Origin of the sequence: Streptomyces sirii, assembly GCF_045690365.1 — a bacterium.
GTDB classification, from domain to species: Bacteria; Actinomycetota; Actinomycetes; order Streptomycetales; family Streptomycetaceae; genus Streptomyces; species Streptomyces sirii.
The window spans coordinates 2,563,884-2,584,644 of record NZ_CP147982.1 but is presented as its reverse complement, the minus strand read 5'-3'; the positions used below and the strand labels follow the sequence as shown (position 1 = coordinate 2,584,644).

Here is a 20,761-nt window from a genome sequence, read left to right as displayed (position 1 = left end):
CTGGGCCCAGTGTACGGGGCCGCGCCGACAGCGGCCGACCGAATTAAGGCGGCCGGGGGCGGGGAGGGCCGCCGGGGCGCCGTACGGGGACGTCCGCGCCGTCGCCGTGACCCGAATGGCCAGCGGCCGGGTGCCGGACCGCCGGGCGGGTCACCCGGCGGGCGGCTGGGCACAACAGAGGCAGACCGGACTTCCGGGCCGGGTGGCAGGACCCGTCGGGCGGTGCGCCCCGTTGCCGCGTGCCGTGCGGCGACTTATCGTTCCGTCACGATTCGCGAACAAAGTCACATATGCGAAGGGGTCGCGGCCATGGTGGCGAAGAAGACCGCCGCGCAGAAGAGCACGACGCCTGCCGACGAGGCCGTCGCGAAGCGGCCTGCACCGAAGACCCGCGCTCCGAAGAAGGCCGCCGCGAAGGAGGCCGCCGCCGAGAAGACGGCGGCCGGCACGACCACGCCCGACGAGACAGAGGCCGCGAAGCCCACGGCCAAGAAGGCCGCCGCCAAGAAGGCGGCGGCGAAGAAGACCGCGACGAAGGCTCCGGCCAAGAAGGCCGCGGTGCCCGCTAAGAAGACGGGAGCCAAGACGGTGGTGGCGAAGAAGACCGCGGCCGCGACGGCCAAGACGCACGCCGATGACGCCCCGGTGCCCACGGCCCGGATGGCCGCACCGGGCGAGCTCGCCGTACGTCCCGGTGAGGACCCCTGGACGCCCGCCGAGGTCGCCGAGGCGCGCACCGAGCTGATGGACGAGGTGGGGCGGCTGCGGGCGGAGATCACCTCGGCCGAGGACGCCATCGCCGGCCTGATGCGCGACTCCGGCGACGGCGCCGGCGACGACGAGGCCGACACCGGCACCAAGAACATCACCCGCGAGCACGAACTGGCCCTGGCCTCCAACGCCCGCGAGATGCTCCACCAGACCGAGCGGGCGCTGGGCCGGCTGGACACCGGCACCTACGGGCTGTGCGAGAACTGCGGCAACCCCATCGGCAAGGCGCGGATGCAGGCGTTCCCCCGGGCGACGCTGTGCGTGGAGTGCAAGCAGAAGCAGGAGCGCCGCTGAGGCGGGGATACCCGGGTGGGGTGTCGCGGGCGGCACCCGTACCGCCCGCCCCCGCACGTGTGTGCCGTACTCTCGTGATTCAAGCCAGGCACGGTCTGGCCGCGGACACGACGGGCTGAGGGACTCACACGTGGCAGAGGCGGAGCGCATCACCGGTACGCCGGAACCCGAGCCGGGTTCCGGGACGGATCCCACCGCGGGGTCCGAAGGGGGAGGACCGGCGGAGTCGGAGCAGGGCGCCGGCCGCGGCAAGCGGAAGATCGTCGCGCTGCTGCTGATCGCGTGCTTCGTCTACCTGCTCGACCTGGGCAGCAAGGTCCTGGTCGTCGAGAAGCTGGAGCACCACGAGCCCATCCAGGTCATCGGGACGCTGCTGCAGTTCAGCGTGATCCGCAACCGGGGTGCCGCGTTCAGCATCGGCGAGGCGCTGACGATCTTCCTCACGATCATCGCGGCGACCGTGATCGTGGTGATCGCCCGGATCGCCCGCAAGCTCTACAGCCTGCCCTGGGCCATCGCGCTCGGGCTGCTGCTCGGCGGCGCCTTCGGCAACCTCACCGACCGGATCTTCCGCTCGCCGGGGATCTTCGAGGGCGCGGTGGTCGACTTCATCGCCCCGGCGCACTTCGCCGTCTTCAACCTCGCCGACTCCGCGATCGTCTGCGGCGGCATCCTGATCGTGATCCTGTCCTTCCGGGGGCTGGACCCGGACGGCACGGTGCACAAGGACTGACCGAGCGCCCCGCCCCGCGGCGTGGTGCGGTGGGGCGGGGGCCGTTGGTGGTTGGTGTGGGATCGGTGTGGTCCACAAGGGCTGAGTGATTGCCCCCACATCGTGGCCGAGCGGGGCGGGGGCCGTTGGTGGTTTCTCGCCGGGTGGGGTGCCGTGGCCTGGCCTGCTGGTGCCCCGCGGCGGCTGGGCACGCTGCTGCAACTGCCATACTCGTGGGGTGAGCACCATTCCCGAGATCCGCACCCTGCCCGTACCGGACGGCCTGGAGGGCGAGCGCGTGGACGCCGCGCTGGCCCGGATGTTCGGCTTCTCCCGTACGAAGGCGGCCGAACTCGCCGCCGCCGGAAAGGTCCGGGTCGACGGGTCCGAGGTGATGAAGTCCGAGCGGGTGCGCGGCGGCGCCTGGCTGGAAGTCGAGATGCCGCAGGCCGCGCCGCCCGTGGAGATCGTCGCCGAGCCCGTCGAGGGCATGGAGATCGTGCATGACGACGACGACATCGTCGTGATCGTCAAGCCGGTCGGAGTGGCCGCGCACCCCAGCCCCGGCTGGAGCGGGACGACGGTCATCGGCGGGCTCGCCGCCGCCGGCTTCCGCATCTCCACCTCCGGCGCCGCCGAGCGCCAGGGCATCGTGCACCGCCTCGACGTCGGCACGTCCGGTCTGATGGTCGTGGCCAAGTCCGAGCGCGCCTACACCCTCCTCAAGCAGCAGTTCCGCGAGCGCACGGTCGACAAGCGCTACCACGCCCTGGTCCAGGGCCACCCGGACCCGATGAGCGGCACCATCGACGCCCCCATCGGCCGGCACCCGAACCACGACTACAAGTGGGCGGTCACCGCCGAGGGCAAGGCGTCGGTCACGCACTACGACCTCATCGAGGCGTTCCGCGCGGCCAGCCTGCTCGACATCAAGCTGGAGACCGGGCGCACCCACCAGATCCGGGTGCACATGTCCGCGCACCGCCACCCGTGCGTCGGCGACCTGACGTACGGCGCGGACCCCACCCTCGCCAAGCGGCTGGGCGTCGGCCGGCAGTGGCTGCACGCGGTCCGCCTCGGCTTCGAGCACCCCGCGGACGGCGCCTGGGTCGAGTTCGAGAGCGCCTACCCGGACGATCTGCAGCACGCCCTCGACACCGTGCGCGACGAGAGCAGCTGACACGGCGCGTCCGGCACCGGGGGGCCGGAGCGGCGGATCTGTGAGCATCTGGCACGCTTGGGGCGGAATGTGAGCGAATCCGACCATCCCGGAGCGTCGTCACCGTGGACCAGCTGGCTCTGATCTCCCTCCTGCTGCTCGGAGCCGTGGTCATGGTCCCGGTCGGCGACCGGCTGGGACTGCCGTCACCGGTGCTGATGACGCTCGCCGGGGCCGTACTGGCGCTGCTGCCCTTCGTGCCCAACGTCGAGGTGCCGCCCGAGTTCATCCTGCCGGTGGTGCTGCCGCCGCTGCTCTACGCGGCCGTGCAGCGCACCTCCTGGCGGCAGTTCACCGCCAACCTGCGCCCGATCTTCCTGCTCGCGGTGCTGCTGGTCTTCGCCACCACGGCCGCGGTCGCCGCGGTCGCGCAGGCGGTGGTGCCCGGGATGCCGCTGGCCGCCGCGGTGGTGCTCGGCGCGCTGGTCGCCCCGCCCGACCCGGTCGCCGCGACCGCCGTCGCCGGAAAGCTGGGACTGCCCCGCCGGATGGTGTCGATCCTGGAGGGCGAGGGGCTGTTCAACGACGTCACCGCGATCGTGCTGTACCACGTAGCGCTCGCCGCGGTCGTCAGCGGAAGCTTCTCGGTGCCCGGTGCGTTCGGTGCGCTGGTGCTGTCCGCGGTCGTCGCCATGGCCGTCGGTCTGCTGCTCGGCTGGGTCACCAACAAGCTGATGGGGATGCTCGGCGACCCGACGCTGCAGATCGGGCTGACGCTGCTGGTGCCGTTCACCGCGTACATCCTGGCCGAGGAGCTGAAGGGCTCCGGCGTGCTGGCGGTGCTGACCACCGGGCTGTTCCTGGCCGAGTACGCGGTCGACGCCGACGACGTGCTGGGACGGCTCGCCGGATACACCTTCTGGGAGGTCGTCGACACCCTCGTCACCGGCGTCGCCTTCGGACTGATCGGCCTGGAGCTGCACAACATCTTCTGGGCCGCGTCGGGCCGCTGGGACCAGCTGTTCGGCGCCGGCGCCGCCGTCGTCGCGGTGGTCGTCGCCGTCCGCCTGCTGTGGCTGCTGCCCGCCGCCTGGCTGGCCAAGCGGATGCACAAGCGCCGCGACTACGACGAGGACATCCCGATGAGCTGGCGGGAGACGGTCATCCTGTGGTGGTCGGGGATGCGCGGGGTGGCCTCGGTGGCGCTGGCGCTGGCCCTGCCGTACGAGATCGACGGCGTCGCCTTCCCGGACCGCGCCGAGATCCTCTTCATCGCCTTCGCGGTGGTGCTCTCCACCCTGCTCGTCCAGGGCCTCACGCTGCCCTGGCTGGTGCGCACCCTCCGGGTGCGGGCCACCTCCGACGTCGCCGACGCGCTGGAGCGCGACCTGGCGATCCGGGTGATCAAGGCGTCCAAGCGCCGGCTGAAGGAGATCCTGGAGGTCGAGGAGCTGCCCGAGGAGGTCAGGGACCAGCTGGCGCGCCGGGCCTACGACATCGGCGCCCGGATCGCGCCGGACATCGTCGACGACGAGCGGCGCGAGCTCTTCGAGAAGCGCATCACCCGGATGAGGAAGGTGCAGCGCATCCAGGGCGAGATGCTCTCGGCGGCCCGGCACGAGGTGCTGGCGGCGCGCAGCGAACCGGGCGCGGACCCGGAGGTGGTGGACCGGGTGCTGCGCCAACTGGACATACGGAGCCTGCGGGCCGCGCCGTGACACCGGGGCAGGGCCTCACCGCTGCGGCGGCTCCCCGCCCCGGCTCGTCGGCGCCGGCCCGGTGCTGATCCGCGGCAGCGCGTAGGCGTGCTCGGTGCGCAGCCACTCGATGATCCGCTCGCGGACCTCGCAGCGCACCGTCCAGAGGGTGTCCGCGTCCCGGGCGGTGACCAGCGCCCGCACCACGATCGTGGACGCGGTGGTGTCGGTGACCACCAGGCTCCAGGACCGGCCGTCCCAGTCCGGGGACTCCTGGAGGATCTCGTGCAGCCGCTGGCGCATCTTCTCCACCGGCGCGGCGTGGTCGAGGTGGAACAGGACGGTCCCGGTCATCTGGGCGCCGCCGCGCGACCAGTTCTCGAACGGCTTGCCGGTGAAGTACGACACCGGCATGGTGATCCGCCGCTCGTCCCAGGTCCGCACGGTCAGGAACGTCAGGGTGATCTCCTCGACGGTGCCCCACTCGCCGTCCACCACGACCGTGTCCCCGATCCGCACCATGTCGCCGAAGGCGATCTGCAGCCCCGCGAAGAGGTTGCCGAGGGTCGACTGGGCGGCGACACCGGCGACGATGCCCAGCAGCCCGGCCGACGCCAGCATCGAGGTGCCGACCGCCCGCATCTCCGGGAACGTCAGCAGCATCGAGGCGGCCGCGACGACGATCACCACGGCCGTCACCACCCGATGGATCAGCGTCACCTGGGTCCGCACCCGCCGCACCCGCGCGGCGTCCCGGGCGCCCGCCGCATAGCGCGAGTAGGACGACTCCACGATCGCCTTCGCGGCCCGTACGGCGAGCCAGGCGGTGGCCGCGATCAGCACCAGGCCCAGCGCCTGGCCGGTCCCCGCCCGGTGCTCCTGGACCACCCCGATCCCGCTCTCGTCGTACGAGCCGCGCAGCAGGGCCGCGCACAGCGCCACCTGCAGCGGTATCCGGCAGCGGCGCAGCAGCCCCCACAGCGGGGTCTCCGGGTGGGCGGCGTCGATCCGGCGCAGCGCGCGGTCGGTCAGCCAGCCCAGGACGAGCGTGATGACGAGCGAGCCGCCGGCCACGGCGACGGGACGCAGCATGTCCTCGACGGACACGAGAATCCTCCTCGGGTCGAAAGCGCTTGAGAGTGCTGCTACCCGGTCTCCCCTGCCGTCAATGGCACGATGGGGCCAGAACGATCCGACCCAGGGAAGTGATGCAGTGCCGGCCTCCACCGAGCCCGTGACCAGCGGGCCCTTGACGATTGCCCTGTTCCATTCGGTGTGCGGGCTGCGCCCGGCGGTGCAGGCCGCCGCGGACCGGCTGCGCGCCGCGGGACACGAGGTTCTCGTCCCCGATCTGTTCGACGGCAGGACCGCCGAATCGGTGCCGGACGGCATCCTGATCAAGGAGGAGATCGGCAAGGAGGAGCTGCTCAAGCGCGCCATCACGGCCGTCGCGCCGTACTCCGACCGCGGGCTGGTCTACGCCGGGTTCTCCTTCGGCGGCTCGGTCGCCCAGACCCTCGCGCTGGGCGACGACAAGACCCGCGGGCTGTTGCTGCTGCACGGCACCTCCGACATCGCCGAGGGCGCCGTGGCCGACGATCTGCCGGTGCAGCTGCATGTCGCCGACCCGGACCCCTACGAGCCGCACGACTGGCTGAACGCCTGGTATCTGCAGATGCGCCGGGCCGGCGCGGACGTGGAGGTCTTCCGCTACGCCGGCGCCGGCCATCTGTTCACCGACCCCGGGCTGGCGGACTACGACGCCGAGGCGGCCGAGAGCACCTGGAAGGTGGCGCTGGGCTTCCTGGACAGCCTGTGAGCGGTCCGTAGCGGCGCGGCGGGCCCGGGGGACCAGGACGGCCTAGGCGACCGGCCCGTCGGCCCGCTCGATCTGCCGGCTGCCCGTCCGCGTGCGGTACGAGCGCAGATGCGTGCTGGTGGCCTGCGGGTCGGTCTTGTCGGAGATGCCGAAGTAGTCCATCTGCGTGCGCTCGGCGCTGACGTCCAGGACCCCGTAGCCGTGCGAGTCCATGTCCAGCCACTTCACATGCCGGTTGGCGGCCCTGATGGCGGCGACGCCGGCCAGCGAGACGGTGTGCGGGGCGACGTGCAGGAAGTCGTCGACGTTGTCGGAGGTGACGGAGGTGACCACGAACTCCGTCGCCACCGGCCGGGTGGCGGGGTAGGTCGCCGCCTTCAGCGGCACCTCGTTGGCCCAGGCCATGTGGATGTCGCCGGTCAGGAAGACGGTGTTGTCGATACCGCGGTCGCTGAGGTGGCTCAGCAGCTCGTGCCGGTCGTCGGTGTAGCCGTCCCACTGGTCGGTGTTGGCCGCCAGGCCCTCCTTGGGTATGCCGAGGATCTCGGCGAGCGGGCCGAGCAGATGGGCGGGCACGGCGCCGAAGGCGACCTGCGAGACCATGACCGAGGTGCCGACCAGCCGCCAGGCGGTGTCCGAGCGCTCCAGGCCGGCCTTGAGCCAGTCCAGCTGGGCCCGCCCGGTGATCGTCCGGCTCGGGTCGTCGACCGCGCCGCTGCCCGGCTTGGCCTGCTCGTCGCGGAACGACCGCAGATCCAGCAGGTGCAGATCGGCGAGGGTGCCGAAGCGCAGCCGGCGGTAGGTGGTGCCGGCCGTCGAGGGGCGCACCGGCATCCACTCGAAGTACGCCTGCTTCGCGGCGGCCATCCGCGCCGACCAGGGGCCCTCGGTGTCCGGCGAGTGGTTCACCGCGCCGCCCCGCCAGGCGTTGTCGGCGAACTCGTGGTCGTCCCAGATGGCGATGACGGGGTGGGTGGCGTGCATGGCCAGCGCGTCCGGGTCGGTCTTGTGGGCGCCGTGCCGGATGCGGTAGTCGGCGAGCGTGAGCAGCTCGTGGGCGGGGGAGTGCGGGCGGACGACGTACTTGAAGTCCGGGTACTCGCCGGACTTGTACTCGTAGAGGTAGTCGCCGAGGTGCAGCACCGCGTCCAGCTCCGTTCGGGCCGCCAGATGCCGGTACGGCGAGAAGTAGCCGGACTCCCAGTTGGCGCAGGAGACCACGCCGAAGCGGACGTTGCCGGCCGCGGTGTCGTGCGCGGGGGCGGTGCGGGTGCGGCCGACGGGGGAGTGCTGCCCGTCGACGGTGAAGCGGTAGTAGTAGTGGGTGGCCGGGCGCAGACCGCGCACGTCCGCCTTGACGGTGTGGTCGGTGGCCGCCGAGGTCTTCACCGAGCCCCGTGCGACGACGGTGGCGAAGTCCTTGTCGGCGGCCACCTGCCAGCGCACGTCGGTGGCCGGCCCGCGGCCGGAGCCCGGGATGGCCGACGGCGTCGGGGTGACCCGGGTCCACAGCAGCACGCCGTCCGGGAGCGGGTCACCGGAGGCGACGCCGTGCTGGAAGAACCGGCTCTGCTCCGGGGCCTGTTGGGCGTAGGCGGTGGCGGCGCCGGCGAACGGCAGGAGTGCGGCGGTGGCGGCTACGGCCGTGACGGCAGTGCGGCGCGAGATCTGGTCATGATCGGTCACGGCCGCTCACCTTACTGGCCGGTAAACGACAACGGGAGGGCGATTCCCGGGAATACCGAGAATTCGCCCGCCCGTTGGCCGTAAGCCGCTCAACGGGCGCCCGAGGGGTCCTTTTCGCCCTCGCGAATGCCCTTTCCGCCACCCTTGCCGCCGTCCGTCCCCTTCGCCGGGCCGAACTCCTTGTCGATCATCTTCCTGAAGTTGGCCTGGGCGAGCTGGTTGTACTGCGCCTGCGTCATCTGACGCTGCGGGATCTGGTCCATCACCAGCTTCTTGTCACCGTGCATGAAGGTCGGTGTGCCCCTGACCCCCTTGCGCCCGAACAGCGCGGTCATGTCCATCGCCCAGCGGTCGTAGGTGCCCTTCTCGACCGCGGCCTCGAAGGCCTTGTTGTTCTTCAGCTCGGGCACCTCGCCGGCGACCTTGAGCAGCTCGGAGTCCTTGGCGTAGAGGTCCTCGCGCTCGTCGGGGTGGTACTTGGTGGAGTACAGCGCCGTCTTGTACTTCAAGAAGGCCTCGGGGCTGACCTCCAGCGCCGCTCCGAGCGCGCTCAGCGCGTTCTTCGAGCCCTCGCCGCCCGCGTTGTCGTCGATGAAGGTGTACATCGTGAAGCGGACCCGGTACCGGCCGTCCTCGATGTCCTTGAGCAGCGCCGGGCCGCTGCTCTGCTCGAAGGACGCGCACGCCGGGCAGCGGACGTCCTCGAAGACCTCCAGGGTCTCCTTGGCCTTCGGGTCGCCTATCAGGATCTCGGTGTGGTTCTTGCCCTCGGTGTACTTCGGCGCGACGGGCTTGTTCTCCTTGGCGGCCTCCCAGCCGGTGGGCTCGTTGGCCTTCATCACGGCGAAGCCGATACCGCCGGCCACGGCCAGGATGCCGACGACCGCGCCCGCCACGACGAGTTGGCGGCGCAGCCGCTCCTGCTTCTTCTGGCGCTCGCGCTCGGCGCGGATGCGTTCGCGGGCCGCCTGCTTGTTGGCCTGGCTGTTGCGGTTGCTCATGGGTGGTCCCGTTCCCCTCAAGGGTGTTCGTCTCCTACGGACTGGTCAGGCGGCGAACGGACGGGGCGGGCCGCGACGCCGTACGCAGTGCACCAGGAGGGGGAGCGGGCGGGCCGGCGGCAGCGGGCGCAGCGGGCGGATCCGCCGGCGGGGCACAGCGGTCGCGGCGCCGGCCACCGCGGCGGCGGTCCGCAGTGGGCGGAAGGTGGCGGTCGCGGCCGCGCGCAGCAGGGCGTCCAGGGCGGCGTCGCCGCGGTGCAGCCAGCCGGCGGCCAGCAGGCCGACCGCGAGATGGGCCGCGAGCAGCAGCCAGGGCCCGGACACCGGTCCGGCCGACGGCAGCGGGGAGCCCGGATGGGCCGCGAAGCGCGCCAACGGGGTGCCCAACTCGCCGCCCGCGCAGAGCAGATGGAGGCCGACCGCGCGCAGCGGTCCGGTCAGGGGGCCGCCGGCCGGTCCGTAGCAGGCGTGCTGCCCGGTGGTGAAGACGGTGTCCGCGGCCAGCTCCAGCGGCACCAGCAGCGCCGCCACGGGCCGGTAGCCGCGCCCGCGGCCGGTCAGCGCGTAGGCGGCGGCGAAGACGCCGGCGCAGACCCAGGCGACCGTGACGGGCGGCAGTGGGGAGCGCGAGAGCAGCACATGGGAGGTCGCGGACAGCGTGACGCACAGCGCGGTGAACAGCGCCGCCCGCACCGCCCTGAGTTCACCGCCCGGCGCGCCCGCGGGCCGGCCGCCCGGGCGCACCGCCCTCGCCTGCATGGGCGGGAGTCTGCCATGTGCACGGCAGGGGCCCGGGTCAAGATTTGGCATCGGCCGGCGCGCTCACCGCGCGCCGGCCGAGGGATCAGGGTCGCGCTCCGGTCACTTCTTCAGGACCTTGTCGACCATGGAGTTGAAGGCGGCGGCGTTCGACGGGGCCGCCTTGCCCTGGGGGGTGTCCGTGCCGATCACCGTGTCGTTGACCTTCACGGTCGGGGTGCTGGTGACGTCCTTGTGCGAGTTGAACTCGGTCGACACCTCCAGCGCCCAGCGGTCGTAGGTGCCGGCCTTGACGGCCTTCTGGAAGGCGGCGTTGCCCTTGAGCGCGGGGATGGTGTCCGCGACCTTGATCAGGTAGCTGTCGTCGGCGAACTTGTCCGGGCCGGTCTCCTCGGGGTGGAACTCCTTGGAGTACAGCGCGTACTTGTACTTCAAGAAGGCGTCCGGGCTGACGTTCAGGGCGGCGCCCAGCGCGGACAGCGCGTTCTTGGAGCCGGTGCCCTTGAGGTTGCCGTCGAGGAACGTGCCCAGGTGGTAGGCCGCCTTGTACTTGCCGTCCTTGATGTCCTTCTCGACGGTCTCGCCGACGTTCTGCTCGAAGCTGGCGCAGCCCGGGCAGCGCGGGTCCTCGAAGAGGCTGAGGGTGTTCTTGGCGTCCGCCTTGCCGATGACGATGGTGGTGCCCTCGGCGCCGGTGGTGTTGGCGGGCTTGACCAGCTTGGCCTTCGCCGCCTTCGTCCACGCGCTGCTGTCGCCCGCGGTCTTCTCCGCCGTGGAGTCGCCGCCGCCCGAGTTGGCGACCGCCACGCCGATACCGCCGGCGATCGCCAGCACGCCGACGATCGCACCGCCGACGGTCAGCTGCCGGCGGACCCGCTCCTTCTTCGCCTGCCGCTCACGCTCGGCGCGCAGCCGCTCGCGGGCTGCCTGCTTGTTGGCCTGGCTGTTGCGGTTGCTCATGACTGTTCCTGCTCCGTGGAATCCGTGGGTGGGGTGCCTGCCGTCGAAGGCGTACGCACGCGGGGTACGGGCGTACGCGCGCTGCGCGGGCCGGGTGCGAGGACCGGGCGGTCACGCAGCGAGTGCGCAGGGCGGCCCACGGCGCACGACGCAGTGCACCAGCAGAGGGGCGGTCCGCGCCGGGCGGCCGGCCCGGACGGGCACCGGCGCGGGGCGGCGCGGGGCGGCCACGGCGCCGATGACCGCGACGGCGATCAACAGCGGGCGGAAGGCGAAGCCGGCCACCGCGCCCAGCACCTGGGCCAGCGCCGCCTCGCCGCGGCGCAGCCAGCCGGCCGCCAGCAGCCCTATCGCCAGATGCGCGGCGAGCAGTAGCAGTCCGGTCGTGGCGGGCGCGGCGCCGTCCTCGGACAGCCGCGTCAGGGGGCCGCCGACCTGGCCGCCGCAGAGCAGATCCACGCCCAGGGAGTGCAGCGGGCCGGCCACCGGGCCGCCCGCCCCGCCGTAGCAGGTGTGCTGGCCGAGGCTGAAGACCAGGTCGGCGGCGAGTTCCAGGGGGACCAGCAGCGCCGCGATCCGTCCGTAGCCGCGCTCCCGGCCGGCCAGCGCGTAGGCGAGCGCGAAGACGGCGGCGGAGAGCGCGGCGACGGTGGTCAGCGGCAGCGGCATGCGGGACAGCAGCACATGGGATGCCGCGGACAGCGTCACGCACAGCGCCGTGAAGAGCGCCGCGCGCAGTGCCCGCAGGTGTGCCGCCGAGATGTCCATTGCTGCCGAGTGTGCCATGGGCCGGGATAAGTGGCGCCTAAGGGTGATCTAAGTCGCACATACCGGGAAAATCGGTGCGTACGGGACTCGTCGCTCGGCCCTCGGGCAGGGCGTCCGCCCCCTACAGGCCGGGGATCCGGCCGTTGCGGAAGAGGTCGACGAAGATCTGGTGGTCGGCGCGGGCCCGGGCCCCGTAGGAGTGCGCGAAGTCCACCAGCAGGGTCGCGAAGCCGCCCTCGTCGGCCGCGATGGCCGCGTCGATGGCCCGCTCGGTGGAGAACGGCACCAGGGAGTGGCCGCTCTCGTCGTCCGCCGCGGCGTGCATCGTGGCCGTCGCCCGGCCCAGGTCGGCGACGACCGCGGCGATCTCCTCCGGGTCGTCGATGTCCGACCAGTCCAGATCGACCGCGTACGGCGAGATCTCGGCGACCAGCTGGCCCGCGCCGTCCAGCTCGGTCCAGCCCAGCCACGGGTCGGCGTGGTCCTGCAGGGCCCGCTGCGAGATGACCGTGCGGTGGCCCTCGTGCTGGAAGTAGGAGCGGACCGCGGGGTCGGTGACGTGCCGGGAGACGGCCGGGGTCTGCGCCTGCTTCATGTAGATCACCACATCGTTCTCCAGGGCGTCGCTGTTGCCCTCCAGAAGGATGTTGTACGACGGCAGGCCCGCCGAGCCGATGCCGATGCCGCGCCGGCCCACCACGTCCTTGACCCGGTAGGAGTCCGGGCGGTCCAGGCTCGACTCCGGCAGCGTCTCCAGATAGCCGTCGAAGGCGGCGAGGACCTTGTAGCGGGTCGCCGCGTCCAGCTCGACGCTGCCGCCGCCGGCCGCGAAGCGGCGTTCGAAGTCGCGGATCTCGGTCATCGACTCCAGCAGCTGGAACCGGGTCAGCGCGCGGGCGTCGCGCAGCGCGTCCAGCAGCGGGCCCTCGGCGGTGTCCAGCGTGAAGGGCGGCAGCTCCTCCTTGTCGGAGTTCTTGGCCCGTGAGGCCAGCGCGTGGATCCGCTCGCGGTAGGCGGCGGCGTAGGTGCGCACCAGGTCGGTGATCTGCTCGTCGCTGAGGGCCTTGGCGTAGCCGATCAGCGCGACCGAGGCGGCGAACCGCTTGAGGTCCCAGGTGAAGGGGCCGACGTAGGCCTCGTCGAAGTCGTTGACGTTGAAGATCAGCCGGCCGGTGGCGTCCATGTAGGTGCCGAAGTTCTCGGCGTGCAGATCGCCGTGGATCCACACCCGGCCGGTCCGCTCGTCCAGATACGGGCCGCCGTCCCTGCCGCCGTCCTGGGCGGCCTGCGCCTCCAGGTCCCGGTAGAACAGGCACGCCGTGCCCCGGTAGAAGGCGAAAGCGGAGGCGGCCATCTTCCGGAATTTCACGCGGAAGGCCGCGGGGTCGGCGGCGAGCAGCTCTCCGAAGGCGGTGTCGAAGACGGCGAGGATCTCCTCGCCGCGCTGCGCGGCGTCCTGCGCCGGGGCGTGCTGGGACGGCATCGCTGGGTGCCTCCTGAGGTGCGGAAAACGGTACGAGCGTCATGACGGACCCGCGTCACGGAGGGTGGCGCGGATCTGTCACTGACAACGGGCGGGAAGGTGTTCGAGTGCCCGTCGACAACGGGTGAGGGTACGCCTGGGGCGCCCGCGATTGTCAGTGGGGAGTCGTAGACTTCGAGACCGTCGAATCCTCCCCCAGTCGACACGGGGAGGTGCCCCGTCCTCAACCGTTTCCCGGAGGTCCTCCGCTGTGGCAGCCTCGTCCAGGCCCCCGTTCACGCACCTGCACGTCCACACCCAGTACTCACTGCTGGACGGTGCGGCGCGGCTGACGGACATGTTCAAGGCGGCCAACGAGATGGGCATGACGCACATCGCGATGTCCGACCACGGCAACCTCCACGGCGCGTACGACTTCTTCCACTCGGCGCAGAAGGCCGGGGTGACGCCGATCATCGGCATCGAGGCGTATGTCGCCCCCGAGTCGCGGCGCAACAAGCGCAAGATCCAATGGGGCCAGCCGCATCAGAAGCGCGACGACGTCTCGGGTTCGGGTGGTTACACCCACAAGACGATCTGGGCGGCGAACAAGACCGGTCTGCACAACCTCTTCCGGCTCTCCTCGGACGCGTACGCCGAGGGCTGGCTGCAGAAGTGGCCGCGGATGGACAAGGAGACGATCTCCCAGTGGTCGGAGGGGCTGATCGCCTCGACCGGCTGTCCGTCCGGTGAGCTGCAGACCCGGCTGCGCCTGGGGCAGTTCGACGAGGCGTTGAAGTCCGCGGCGGAGTATCAGGAGATCTTCGGCAAGGACCGGTATTTCCTGGAGCTGATGGACCACGGCATCGAGATCGAGCGCCGGGTCCGCGACGGGCTGCTGGAGATCGGCAAGAAGCTCGACATCCCGCCGCTGGTGACGAACGACTCGCACTACACCTACGCCCATGAGTCGACGGCGCACGATGCGCTGCTGTGCATCCAGACCGGCAAGAACCTCTCCGACCCGGACCGTTTCCGCTTCGACGGCACCGGCTACTACCTCAAGTCCACGGACGAGATGTACGCCATCGACTCCTCGGACGCCTGGCAGGAGGGCTGCCGCAACACGCTGCTGGTCGCCGAGCAGATCGACACCACCGGGATGTTCGAGAAGCGCGACCTGATGCCGAAGTTCGACATCCCGGAGGGCTTCACCGAAGTCACCTGGTTCCAGGAGGAGGTCCGGGTCGGCATGAACCGCCGCTACCCGGGCGGCGTCCCCGAGGACCGCCAGAAGCAGGCCGAGTACGAGATGGACATCATCATCCAGATGGGGTTCCCCGGCTACTTCCTCGTCGTCGCCGACTTCATCATGTGGGCCAAGAACAACGGCATCGCCGTCGGCCCCGGCCGAGGCTCCGCGGCCGGTTCGATCGTCGCGTACGCCATGGGCATCACCGACCTCGACCCGATCACGCACGGCCTGATCTTCGAGCGGTTCCTCAACCCCGAGCGCGTCTCCATGCCCGATGTCGACATCGACTTCGACGAGCGCAGGCGCGTCGAAGTGATCCGGTATGTGACAGAAAAGTACGGCGCCGACAAGGTCGCCATGATCGGCACGTACGGCAAGATCAAGGCGAAGAACGCCATCAAGGACTCCGCGCGCGTGCTCGGATATCCGTACGCGATGGGCGACCGCCTCACCAAGGCCATGCCCGCCGACGTCCTCGGCAAGGGCATCGACCTCTCCGGCATCACCGACCCCAAGCACCCGCGCTACAGCGAGGCGGGCGAGATCCGGGGGATGTACGAGAACGAGCCGGACGTGAAGAAGGTCATCGACACCGCCAAGGGCGTCGAGGGCCTGGTCCGGCAGATGGGTGTGCACGCGGCCGGCGTGATCATGTCCAGCGAGCCGATCGTCGACCACGCGCCGATCTGGGTGCGGCACACCGACGGCGTCACGATCACGCAGTGGGACTACCCCCAGTGCGAGTCGCTCGGCCTGCTCAAGATGGACTTCCTGGGCCTGCGAAACCTGACCATCATGGACGACGCCGTCAAGATGGTGAAGGCCAACAAGGGCATCGACCTGGAGATGCTCTCGCTCCCGCTGGACGACCCGAAGACCTTCGAATTGCTCTGCCGCGGTGACACGCTCGGCGTCTTCCAGTTCGACGGCGGCCCGATGCGTTCGCTGCTGCGCCAGATGCAGCCCGACAACTTCGAGGACATTTCCGCCGTCTCGGCCCTGTACCGGCCGGGCCCGATGGGAATGAACTCGCACACGAACTACGCCGAGCGCAAGAACGGCCGCCAGGAGATCACGCCGATCCACCCGGAGCTCGAAGAGCCCCTGAAGGAGACGCTCGGCCTGACCTACGGCCTGATCGTGTACCAGGAGCAGGTCCAGAAGGCCGCCCAGATCATCGCCGGGTACTCCCTGGGCGAGGCCGACATCCTGCGCCGCGTGATGGGCAAGAAGAAGCCCGAGGAACTGGCGAAGAACTTCGTCCTGTTCCAGGAGGGCGCGAAGAAGAACAACTACTCCGACGCCGCGATCCAGGCCCTGTGGGACGTCCTGGTCCCGTTCGCCGGCTACGCCTTCAACAAGGCGCACTCCTCCGCGTACGGCCTGGTCACGTACTGGACCGCCTACCTCAAGGCGAACTACCCGGCCGAGTACATGTCGGCGCTGCTCACCTCGGTCCGCGACGACAAGGACAAGTCCGCGGTCTATCTGAACGAGTGCCGCCGGATGGGCATCAAGGTGCTGCCGCCGAACGTCAACGAGTCCGAGGCGAACTTCGCCGCCCAGGGCGACGACGTGATCCTCTTCGGCCTCACCGCGGTCCGTAACGTCGGCCAGAACGTCGTCGACTCGATCATCCGTTGCCGCAAGGCCAAGGGGAAGTACGCCTCCTTCCCCGACTACCTCGACAAGGTCGACGCGGTGGTCTGCAACAAGCGCACCACCGAATCGCTGATCAAGGCCGGCGCGTTCGACGAGATGGGCCACACCCGCAAGGGTCTGACGGCGCACTACGAACCGATGATCGACAACGTCGTCCAGGTCAAGCGCAAGGAGGCCGAGGGGCAGTTCGACCTCTTCGGCGGCATGGGCGACGACAGCGCGGACGAGGGCCCCGGCTTCGGTCTGGACGTGGAGTTCTCGGACGTGGAGTGGGACAAGACCTACCTCCTCGCCCAGGAGCGCGAGATGCTCGGTCTCTACGTCTCCGACCACCCGCTCTTCGGCCTGGAGCATGTGCTGTCCGACAAGGCCGACGCCGCCATCGCCCAGCTCACCGGCGGCGACTACTCCGACGGCTCCATCGTCACCATCGGCGGCATCATCTCCGGCCTGCAGCGCAAGATGACCAAGCAGGGCAACGCCTGGGCGATCGCCACCGTCGAGGACCTGGCCGGCTCCATCGACTGCATGTTCTTCCCCGCGACCTACCAGCTGGTGTCCACCCAACTCGTCGAGGACACCGTGGTGTTCGTCAAGGGGCGGCTCGACAAGCGCGAGGACATCCCGCGGCTGGTCGCCATGGAGATGATGGTCCCCGACCTCTCGGAGGCGGGCACCAACGCCCCGGTGACGATCACCATCCCGACGGTCAAGGTCACCCCGCCGATGGTCGAGAAGCTCGGCGAGGTGCTCAGCAGCCACCGCGGCTCCACGGAGGTGCGGATCAAGCTGCAAGGGGCGCGCAAGACCACGGTGCTGCGACTGGACCGGCACCGCGTCACACCGGACCCGTCGCTCTTCGGTGACCTCAAGGTGCTGCTCGGTCCGTCCTGCCTGTCGGGCTGACCCGCGGCGGGCCGCCGGTCCGCGCTGCCCCGAGGGGCGCGTCCGCTGTGGACGCGCCCCTCAACTCATCTGCGGCATAGGTCAGTTGTGGCCGAAGCGCCGCTCGCGGTTCTTGCGGGCCAGGTCCCCGGGCGTCGCCGAGGTGGACTTCGACTGGGCCTCCATGGACGACTGCTGGGCCTGCTGCTGACCGCGTTCAGCCGCGGATGCCGCCTTCTGCTGCTGACTGCGGTTCTGCTTCTTGTCCTTGGCCATGACCATTGCCTCCTGAGGGGGAATCTGGGATCGGGGCCGGGACCAGACTTACATGCCGGACAGAAGCCTGCATTTCGGGCAATTACCCTCTGTAATACGCGCGATCACGCGCCGTGCTCAAGATCCTCGCCGAATCCGCCACGCCGATGATCGAGTTCGGGCTGATAACCCCCGTACGGTCGGGCAGACTCGAAGGAAAGTCGAAGGAAAACTCGTGCCACGTGCCGAGCCGGGGGGCGACCGGACTTTCAGCACCTCAGGGAAGAGGGTGGAACGTGGATCGCTGCGTCGTGCTGGTGGACGCCGGGTACTTGCTCGGCGCCGCCGCGAGTCTGCTCGCCGGAGAGCCCGTCCGTTCCCGGATCACCGTCGATCACGCCGCCCTCATCCAGGGCCTGCGCCAGCGCGCCGAGGCGGACACCGAGCGCCCGCTGCTGCGGATCTACTGGTTCGACGGCGCCCCCGACCGGGTCCCGCAGCCCGAGCACCGCAAACTGCGCGTGATGTCCCGGGTCACCGTCAGGCTGGGCGCCCTGACCCGAAGCGACGGCCGCTGGGCGCAGAAGGGCGTGGACGCCGCCATGCACGCCGAGCTGACCGAGCTGGCCCGCAACCGGGCCTGCTCCGACATCGTCCTGGTCACCGGCGACGGCGATCTGCTGCCCGGACTGATGTCGGCCAAGGAGCACGGCGTCGCCGTCCACCTGTGGGCCGTCCAGGCCGCCGACGGCGACTACAACCAGTCCGAGGACCTGGTCGCCGAGGCGGACGAGCGGCGGGTGCTGGACCGTACCTGGATCACCCGCGCGGTGCGCGCCAAGGAACTCGGCGGGCCCTGCTCGCCGTCGCCCGCCCCCCGCCCCGAGATCGCCGCCATCCTCTCCGCGCCACTGCCCGAGTCCGCGGTCGCGGCCGCCGCGGCCGCCGCGGGCCCGGAGACCCCCGACCGCACGCACGAGCACAACGGGTCCAACGGCGCGGCGCGGCCCGCGGCCCGCACCGACGCCGGCCCGCAGCCCGACGACGAGCCGGACGCCGCCGCCGGGCGGGGCGGCGTCCCCACCCCCAAGGACCTGGCCGGGCTCGGCCGGGACCGCGCCACCGGCCAGCAGCCCCCGCCCGCCGCCGGCGCCACCCTGCGCTGGTCGTCCGACAAGGGCTGGGTCGAGCGCGGAGGCCCGGTCGGCGAACCCTCCGAGACCGCCGGCCTGCCCACCCTCGCTCAGCTCACCAGCGCCGAGCAGCGCTGGGCCGACCGCGAGGAGGACATCACCGCCGTCAGCGGCGACCCCTTCGAGGTCGGCCAGGTCTTCGCCCGCCGCTGGACCGACCGGCTCTCCGACACCGCGCATCTGCAGCAGCTGTCGACGGAGTACCCGCGCATCCCGCACCGCATCGACGGCGAACTGCTGCGCTACGCCGCCCGGTTCGGGCTGCTCGCCCACAAGGACGACCAGATCGACGAGCACGACCGCTACGCCATCCGGGCCGGATTCTGGCGCGAGGTCGATCTGCGGACGGCCGCCGAGCACGCGCCGGCCGGTGACTGACGGCCCCCGCCCGCCGCATTCCGGCTCGCCCCCGGAGCCCCGCGGGCCGGTGGCGGGCCGGGGACGCGTACCCTCGTAGCTCGTGAGGACGGGCGCAAAACAGGCGGAGCGCGGCGGGCCGGTGTGCGCCGTGCGGGACCTGGTCAAGACGTACCCCGCGGTGCGTGGGCGCCGCGGGGCGGCCCGGGCACCCGCCGTACGGGCCAACGACGGCATCACCCTGGACGTGCGCCGCGGCGAGATCTTCGGGCTGCTGGGCCCCAACGGCGCCGGCAAGTCCACCCTGGTACGCCAGCTGACCGGACTGCTGCGCCCGGACTCCGGCAGCATCGCCGTACTCGGCCACGACCTGGTGCGCCACCCGGAGCGGGCCGCCCGGCTGCTCGGCTACCTGGGGCAGGAGTCCACCGCCCTGGACGAGATGACGGTCGCCCTCGCCGTGGAGACCACCGGCCGACTGCGCGGCCTCGGGGCGCGCGAGGCGCGCGCCGAGCGGGACGCGGTGACCGACGAGCTGGGCCTGGCGGACATCGCCGGCCGGGCGCTGAAGAAGCTCTCCGGCGGTCAGCGGCGGCTCGCCTGCGTCGCCACCGCGCTGATCGGCGAGCGGCCGCTGCTGGTGCTGGACGAGCCGACCACCGGTATGGACCCGGTCGCGCGGCGCGCCGTATGGGCCGCGGTGGACCGGCGCCGGGCCGAGCGGGGCGTCACGGTGGTGCTGGTGACCCACAACGTCCTGGAGGCCGAGAGCGTGCTCGACCGGGTCGCGGTGATCGACCGGGGCCGGGTCATCGCCTGCGACACGCCCGGCGGACTGAAGGACATGGTGAGCGACGAGGTACGGCTGGAGCTGGTCTGGCGCGACCGCCCGCCGCTGGACGTCCCCGAGGTCGCCGCCCTCGAAGCCGGTGCCCGCATCTCCGGCCGCCGCTGGACCCTCCGCCTCCCCGCCGACCGGGCCCGCTCCGCGGTGGCCGCGGTCACCGCGGGCCCCGCCTTCGCGGCCCTCGACGACTTCACCCTCGCCACGCCGAGCCTGGAGGACGTGTATCTGGCGCTCGGCGGGCGCGGCGAGGGGCTGGTCAAGGCGTGAGCGGGTGGATCGAGTCGCGGGGGCGCGGCGGACGTATCAAGTGCTGCGAAGGCAGCGAGGAAGGCCGGGTGGCAGCGTGAGTACGGTTCCCGCGCAGGCGGTGGCCGGGGCGGTGGCGGGCGCCGGGGCCTGGTCCGAGACCGGGGCCGCCCCGCTGGCGCCGCGCGCCCGCCTGCTGCCCGCGCTCGGCGCCGTCTACCGCGCCCAGCTCTCCCGGGCCCGGGTCGCACGGATCCCGCTGCTGTTCGTCGCCACCTTCCAGTCCATCGGGATCATGGTCCTGCTGCGCGGGGTGGTCGACGACGGCGAGGCGGCGCGGTCGGTGGTCTCCGGCTCCAGCGTGCTGGTCGTCGCCTTCGTGGCGCTCAACCTGCTCGCCCAGTACTTCGGTCAGCTGCGGGCCGGCGGCGGGCTCGACCACTACGCGACGCTGCCGGTCCCGCCGGCCGCCGTGGTGCTCGGCGCGGCCGCCGCCTATGCCTCCTTCACCGTCCCGGGGACGATCGTCACCGCCGTCACCGGCTGTGTGCTCTTCCAGCTGCCGATGGCCAACCTCTGGGTGCTGGCCGCCGTGCTTCCGCTCGCCGGAGCCGCGCTGGCCGGCCTCGGCGCGGCCCTCGGGCTGCTCGCGCCGCGCCCCGAACTCGCCACGCTCTGCGGCCAGTTGGGCATGTCGGCGGCGCTGCTGCTGGGGGTGCTGCCGGCCGAGCGGATGCCCGAGGTGATCGGCTGGGCCCGCGATCTGCTGCCCTCGACCTACGGTGTGGAGGCGCTGGCCCGCAGCTTCGACGTGCACCCCGACTGGGTGGCGGTCGCCGCCGACCTGGGCGTCTGCGCGGCCGTCGGCGTGCTCTCGCTGGCCATCGCGACCTGGGCGTACCGCAGGGCGGCGGCCCGATGACCGGTGCCGGCACCCCGAACAGGCGTCCTGCTGCCGGGCCCCACGGCCCCA

General features: G+C 71.4%; 17 protein-coding genes. 9 read left to right on the top strand and 8 right to left on the bottom strand.

The window, feature by feature from the left end:
• Positions 1-309 precede the first annotated feature (309 nt).
• From WAB15_RS11725 to WAB15_RS11710, 4 genes are all read left to right on the top strand, one after another.
• Positions 310-1,065 (top strand): TraR/DksA family transcriptional regulator, encoded by a 756-nt coding sequence (locus WAB15_RS11725; protein WP_407286169.1) that lies wholly within the window; start codon positions 310-312, stop codon positions 1,063-1,065.
• 130 nt (positions 1,066-1,195) lie between these two features.
• Positions 1,196-1,798: a signal peptidase II gene (gene lspA, locus WAB15_RS11720; protein ID WP_399147571.1), complete on the top strand. Its 603-nt coding sequence runs from the start codon at positions 1,196-1,198 to the stop codon at positions 1,796-1,798.
• A 217-nt stretch (positions 1,799-2,015) separates the two neighbouring features.
• Complete coding sequence (locus tag WAB15_RS11715) at positions 2,016-2,957, top strand: RluA family pseudouridine synthase (RefSeq protein WP_393494137.1); 942 nt, start codon at positions 2,016-2,018, stop codon at positions 2,955-2,957.
• A gap of 104 nt (positions 2,958-3,061) precedes the next feature.
• Positions 3,062-4,654 carry a Na+/H+ antiporter gene (locus WAB15_RS11710; RefSeq protein WP_407286168.1) on the top strand — a complete coding sequence of 531 codons (1,593 nt, stop codon included), beginning with the start codon at positions 3,062-3,064 and terminating at the stop codon, positions 4,652-4,654.
• Between the two features lie 15 nt (positions 4,655-4,669).
• Here the strand turns inward: WAB15_RS11710 and WAB15_RS11705 are convergent, their stop codons facing one another.
• Positions 4,670-5,725, bottom strand: coding sequence for a mechanosensitive ion channel family protein (locus WAB15_RS11705; RefSeq protein WP_407289206.1), 1,056 nt, complete (start codon positions 5,723-5,725; stop codon positions 4,670-4,672).
• Between the two features lie 121 nt (positions 5,726-5,846).
• Between WAB15_RS11705 and WAB15_RS11700 the strand changes: the two genes are divergently transcribed.
• The gene (locus tag WAB15_RS11700; RefSeq protein WP_399147573.1) at positions 5,847-6,452 is read left to right on the top strand and encodes a dienelactone hydrolase family protein; all 606 of its coding nucleotides are present in this window, start codon (positions 5,847-5,849) and stop codon (positions 6,450-6,452) included.
• Between the two features lie 42 nt (positions 6,453-6,494).
• On the opposite strand, the gene WAB15_RS11695 is transcribed toward WAB15_RS11700, so the two are convergent.
• The 6 genes from WAB15_RS11695 to WAB15_RS11670 form a co-directional block, all read right to left on the bottom strand.
• Positions 6,495-8,138 (bottom strand): alkaline phosphatase D family protein, encoded by a 1,644-nt coding sequence (locus WAB15_RS11695; protein ID WP_407286167.1) that lies wholly within the window; start codon positions 8,136-8,138, stop codon positions 6,495-6,497.
• An 89-nt stretch (positions 8,139-8,227) separates the two neighbouring features.
• The gene (locus WAB15_RS11690; RefSeq protein ID WP_399147575.1) at positions 8,228-9,139 is read right to left on the bottom strand and encodes a thioredoxin domain-containing protein; all 912 of its coding nucleotides are present in this window, start codon (positions 9,137-9,139) and stop codon (positions 8,228-8,230) included.
• Between the two features lie 45 nt (positions 9,140-9,184).
• Complete coding sequence (locus tag WAB15_RS11685; protein WP_407286166.1) at positions 9,185-9,898, bottom strand: hypothetical protein; 714 nt, start codon at positions 9,896-9,898, stop codon at positions 9,185-9,187.
• A gap of 102 nt (positions 9,899-10,000) precedes the next feature.
• Positions 10,001-10,858, bottom strand: coding sequence for a thioredoxin domain-containing protein (locus WAB15_RS11680; RefSeq protein WP_399147577.1), 858 nt, complete (start codon positions 10,856-10,858; stop codon positions 10,001-10,003).
• 111 nt (positions 10,859-10,969) lie between these two features.
• Positions 10,970-11,626: a hypothetical protein gene (locus tag WAB15_RS11675; protein WP_399147578.1), complete on the bottom strand. Its 657-nt coding sequence runs from the start codon at positions 11,624-11,626 to the stop codon at positions 10,970-10,972.
• Positions 11,627-11,747: 121 nt separating this feature from the next.
• On the bottom strand, positions 11,748-13,109 hold the full coding sequence (locus WAB15_RS11670; protein ID WP_407286165.1) for a DUF2252 domain-containing protein: 1,362 nt from the start codon (positions 13,107-13,109) through the stop codon (positions 11,748-11,750).
• Between the two features lie 250 nt (positions 13,110-13,359).
• Between WAB15_RS11670 and dnaE the strand changes: the two genes are divergently transcribed.
• Positions 13,360-16,911 (top strand): DNA polymerase III subunit alpha, encoded by a 3,552-nt coding sequence (dnaE, locus tag WAB15_RS11665; RefSeq protein ID WP_407286164.1) that lies wholly within the window; start codon positions 13,360-13,362, stop codon positions 16,909-16,911.
• An 81-nt stretch (positions 16,912-16,992) separates the two neighbouring features.
• On the opposite strand, the gene WAB15_RS11660 is transcribed toward dnaE, so the two are convergent.
• Entirely contained in the window at positions 16,993-17,166 is a 174-nt protein-coding gene (locus WAB15_RS11660) for a hypothetical protein (protein WP_399147581.1), read from the bottom strand.
• Positions 17,167-17,441: 275 nt separating this feature from the next.
• Here WAB15_RS11660 and WAB15_RS11655 point away from each other — a divergent pair, with 275 nt between their 5' ends.
• From WAB15_RS11655 to WAB15_RS11645, 3 genes are all read left to right on the top strand, one after another.
• Entirely contained in the window at positions 17,442-18,716 is a 1,275-nt protein-coding gene (locus WAB15_RS11655; protein ID WP_399147582.1) for an NYN domain-containing protein, read from the top strand.
• A gap of 82 nt (positions 18,717-18,798) precedes the next feature.
• The gene (locus WAB15_RS11650) at positions 18,799-19,809 is read left to right on the top strand and encodes an ABC transporter ATP-binding protein (protein ID WP_407286163.1); all 1,011 of its coding nucleotides are present in this window, start codon (positions 18,799-18,801) and stop codon (positions 19,807-19,809) included.
• Positions 19,810-19,909: 100 nt separating this feature from the next.
• On the top strand, positions 19,910-20,710 hold the full coding sequence (locus tag WAB15_RS11645; RefSeq protein ID WP_407289205.1) for an ABC transporter permease: 801 nt from the start codon (positions 19,910-19,912) through the stop codon (positions 20,708-20,710).
• Positions 20,711-20,761: the final 51 nt, after the last annotated feature.

Excerpts from the sequence above, each read along its gene's own strand:
- WAB15_RS11725 (WP_407286169.1), top strand. The coding sequence starts at position 310 with ATGGTGGCGAAGAAGACCGCCGCGCAGAAGAGCACGACGCCTGCCGAC.
- WAB15_RS11705 (WP_407289206.1), bottom strand. The coding sequence starts at position 5,725 with ATGCTGCGTCCCGTCGCCGTGGCCGGCGGCTCGCTCGTCATCACGCTC.
- WAB15_RS11690 (WP_399147575.1), bottom strand. The coding sequence starts at position 9,139 with ATGAGCAACCGCAACAGCCAGGCCAACAAGCAGGCGGCCCGCGAACGC.
- WAB15_RS11685 (WP_407286166.1), bottom strand. The coding sequence starts at position 9,898 with ATGCAGGCGAGGGCGGTGCGCCCGGGCGGCCGGCCCGCGGGCGCGCCG.
- WAB15_RS11680 (WP_399147577.1), bottom strand. The coding sequence starts at position 10,858 with ATGAGCAACCGCAACAGCCAGGCCAACAAGCAGGCAGCCCGCGAGCGG.
- WAB15_RS11675 (WP_399147578.1), bottom strand. The coding sequence starts at position 11,626 with ATGGACATCTCGGCGGCACACCTGCGGGCACTGCGCGCGGCGCTCTTC.
- WAB15_RS11670 (WP_407286165.1), bottom strand. The coding sequence starts at position 13,109 with ATGCCGTCCCAGCACGCCCCGGCGCAGGACGCCGCGCAGCGCGGCGAG.
- WAB15_RS11660 (WP_399147581.1), bottom strand. The coding sequence starts at position 17,166 with ATGGCCAAGGACAAGAAGCAGAACCGCAGTCAGCAGCAGAAGGCGGCA.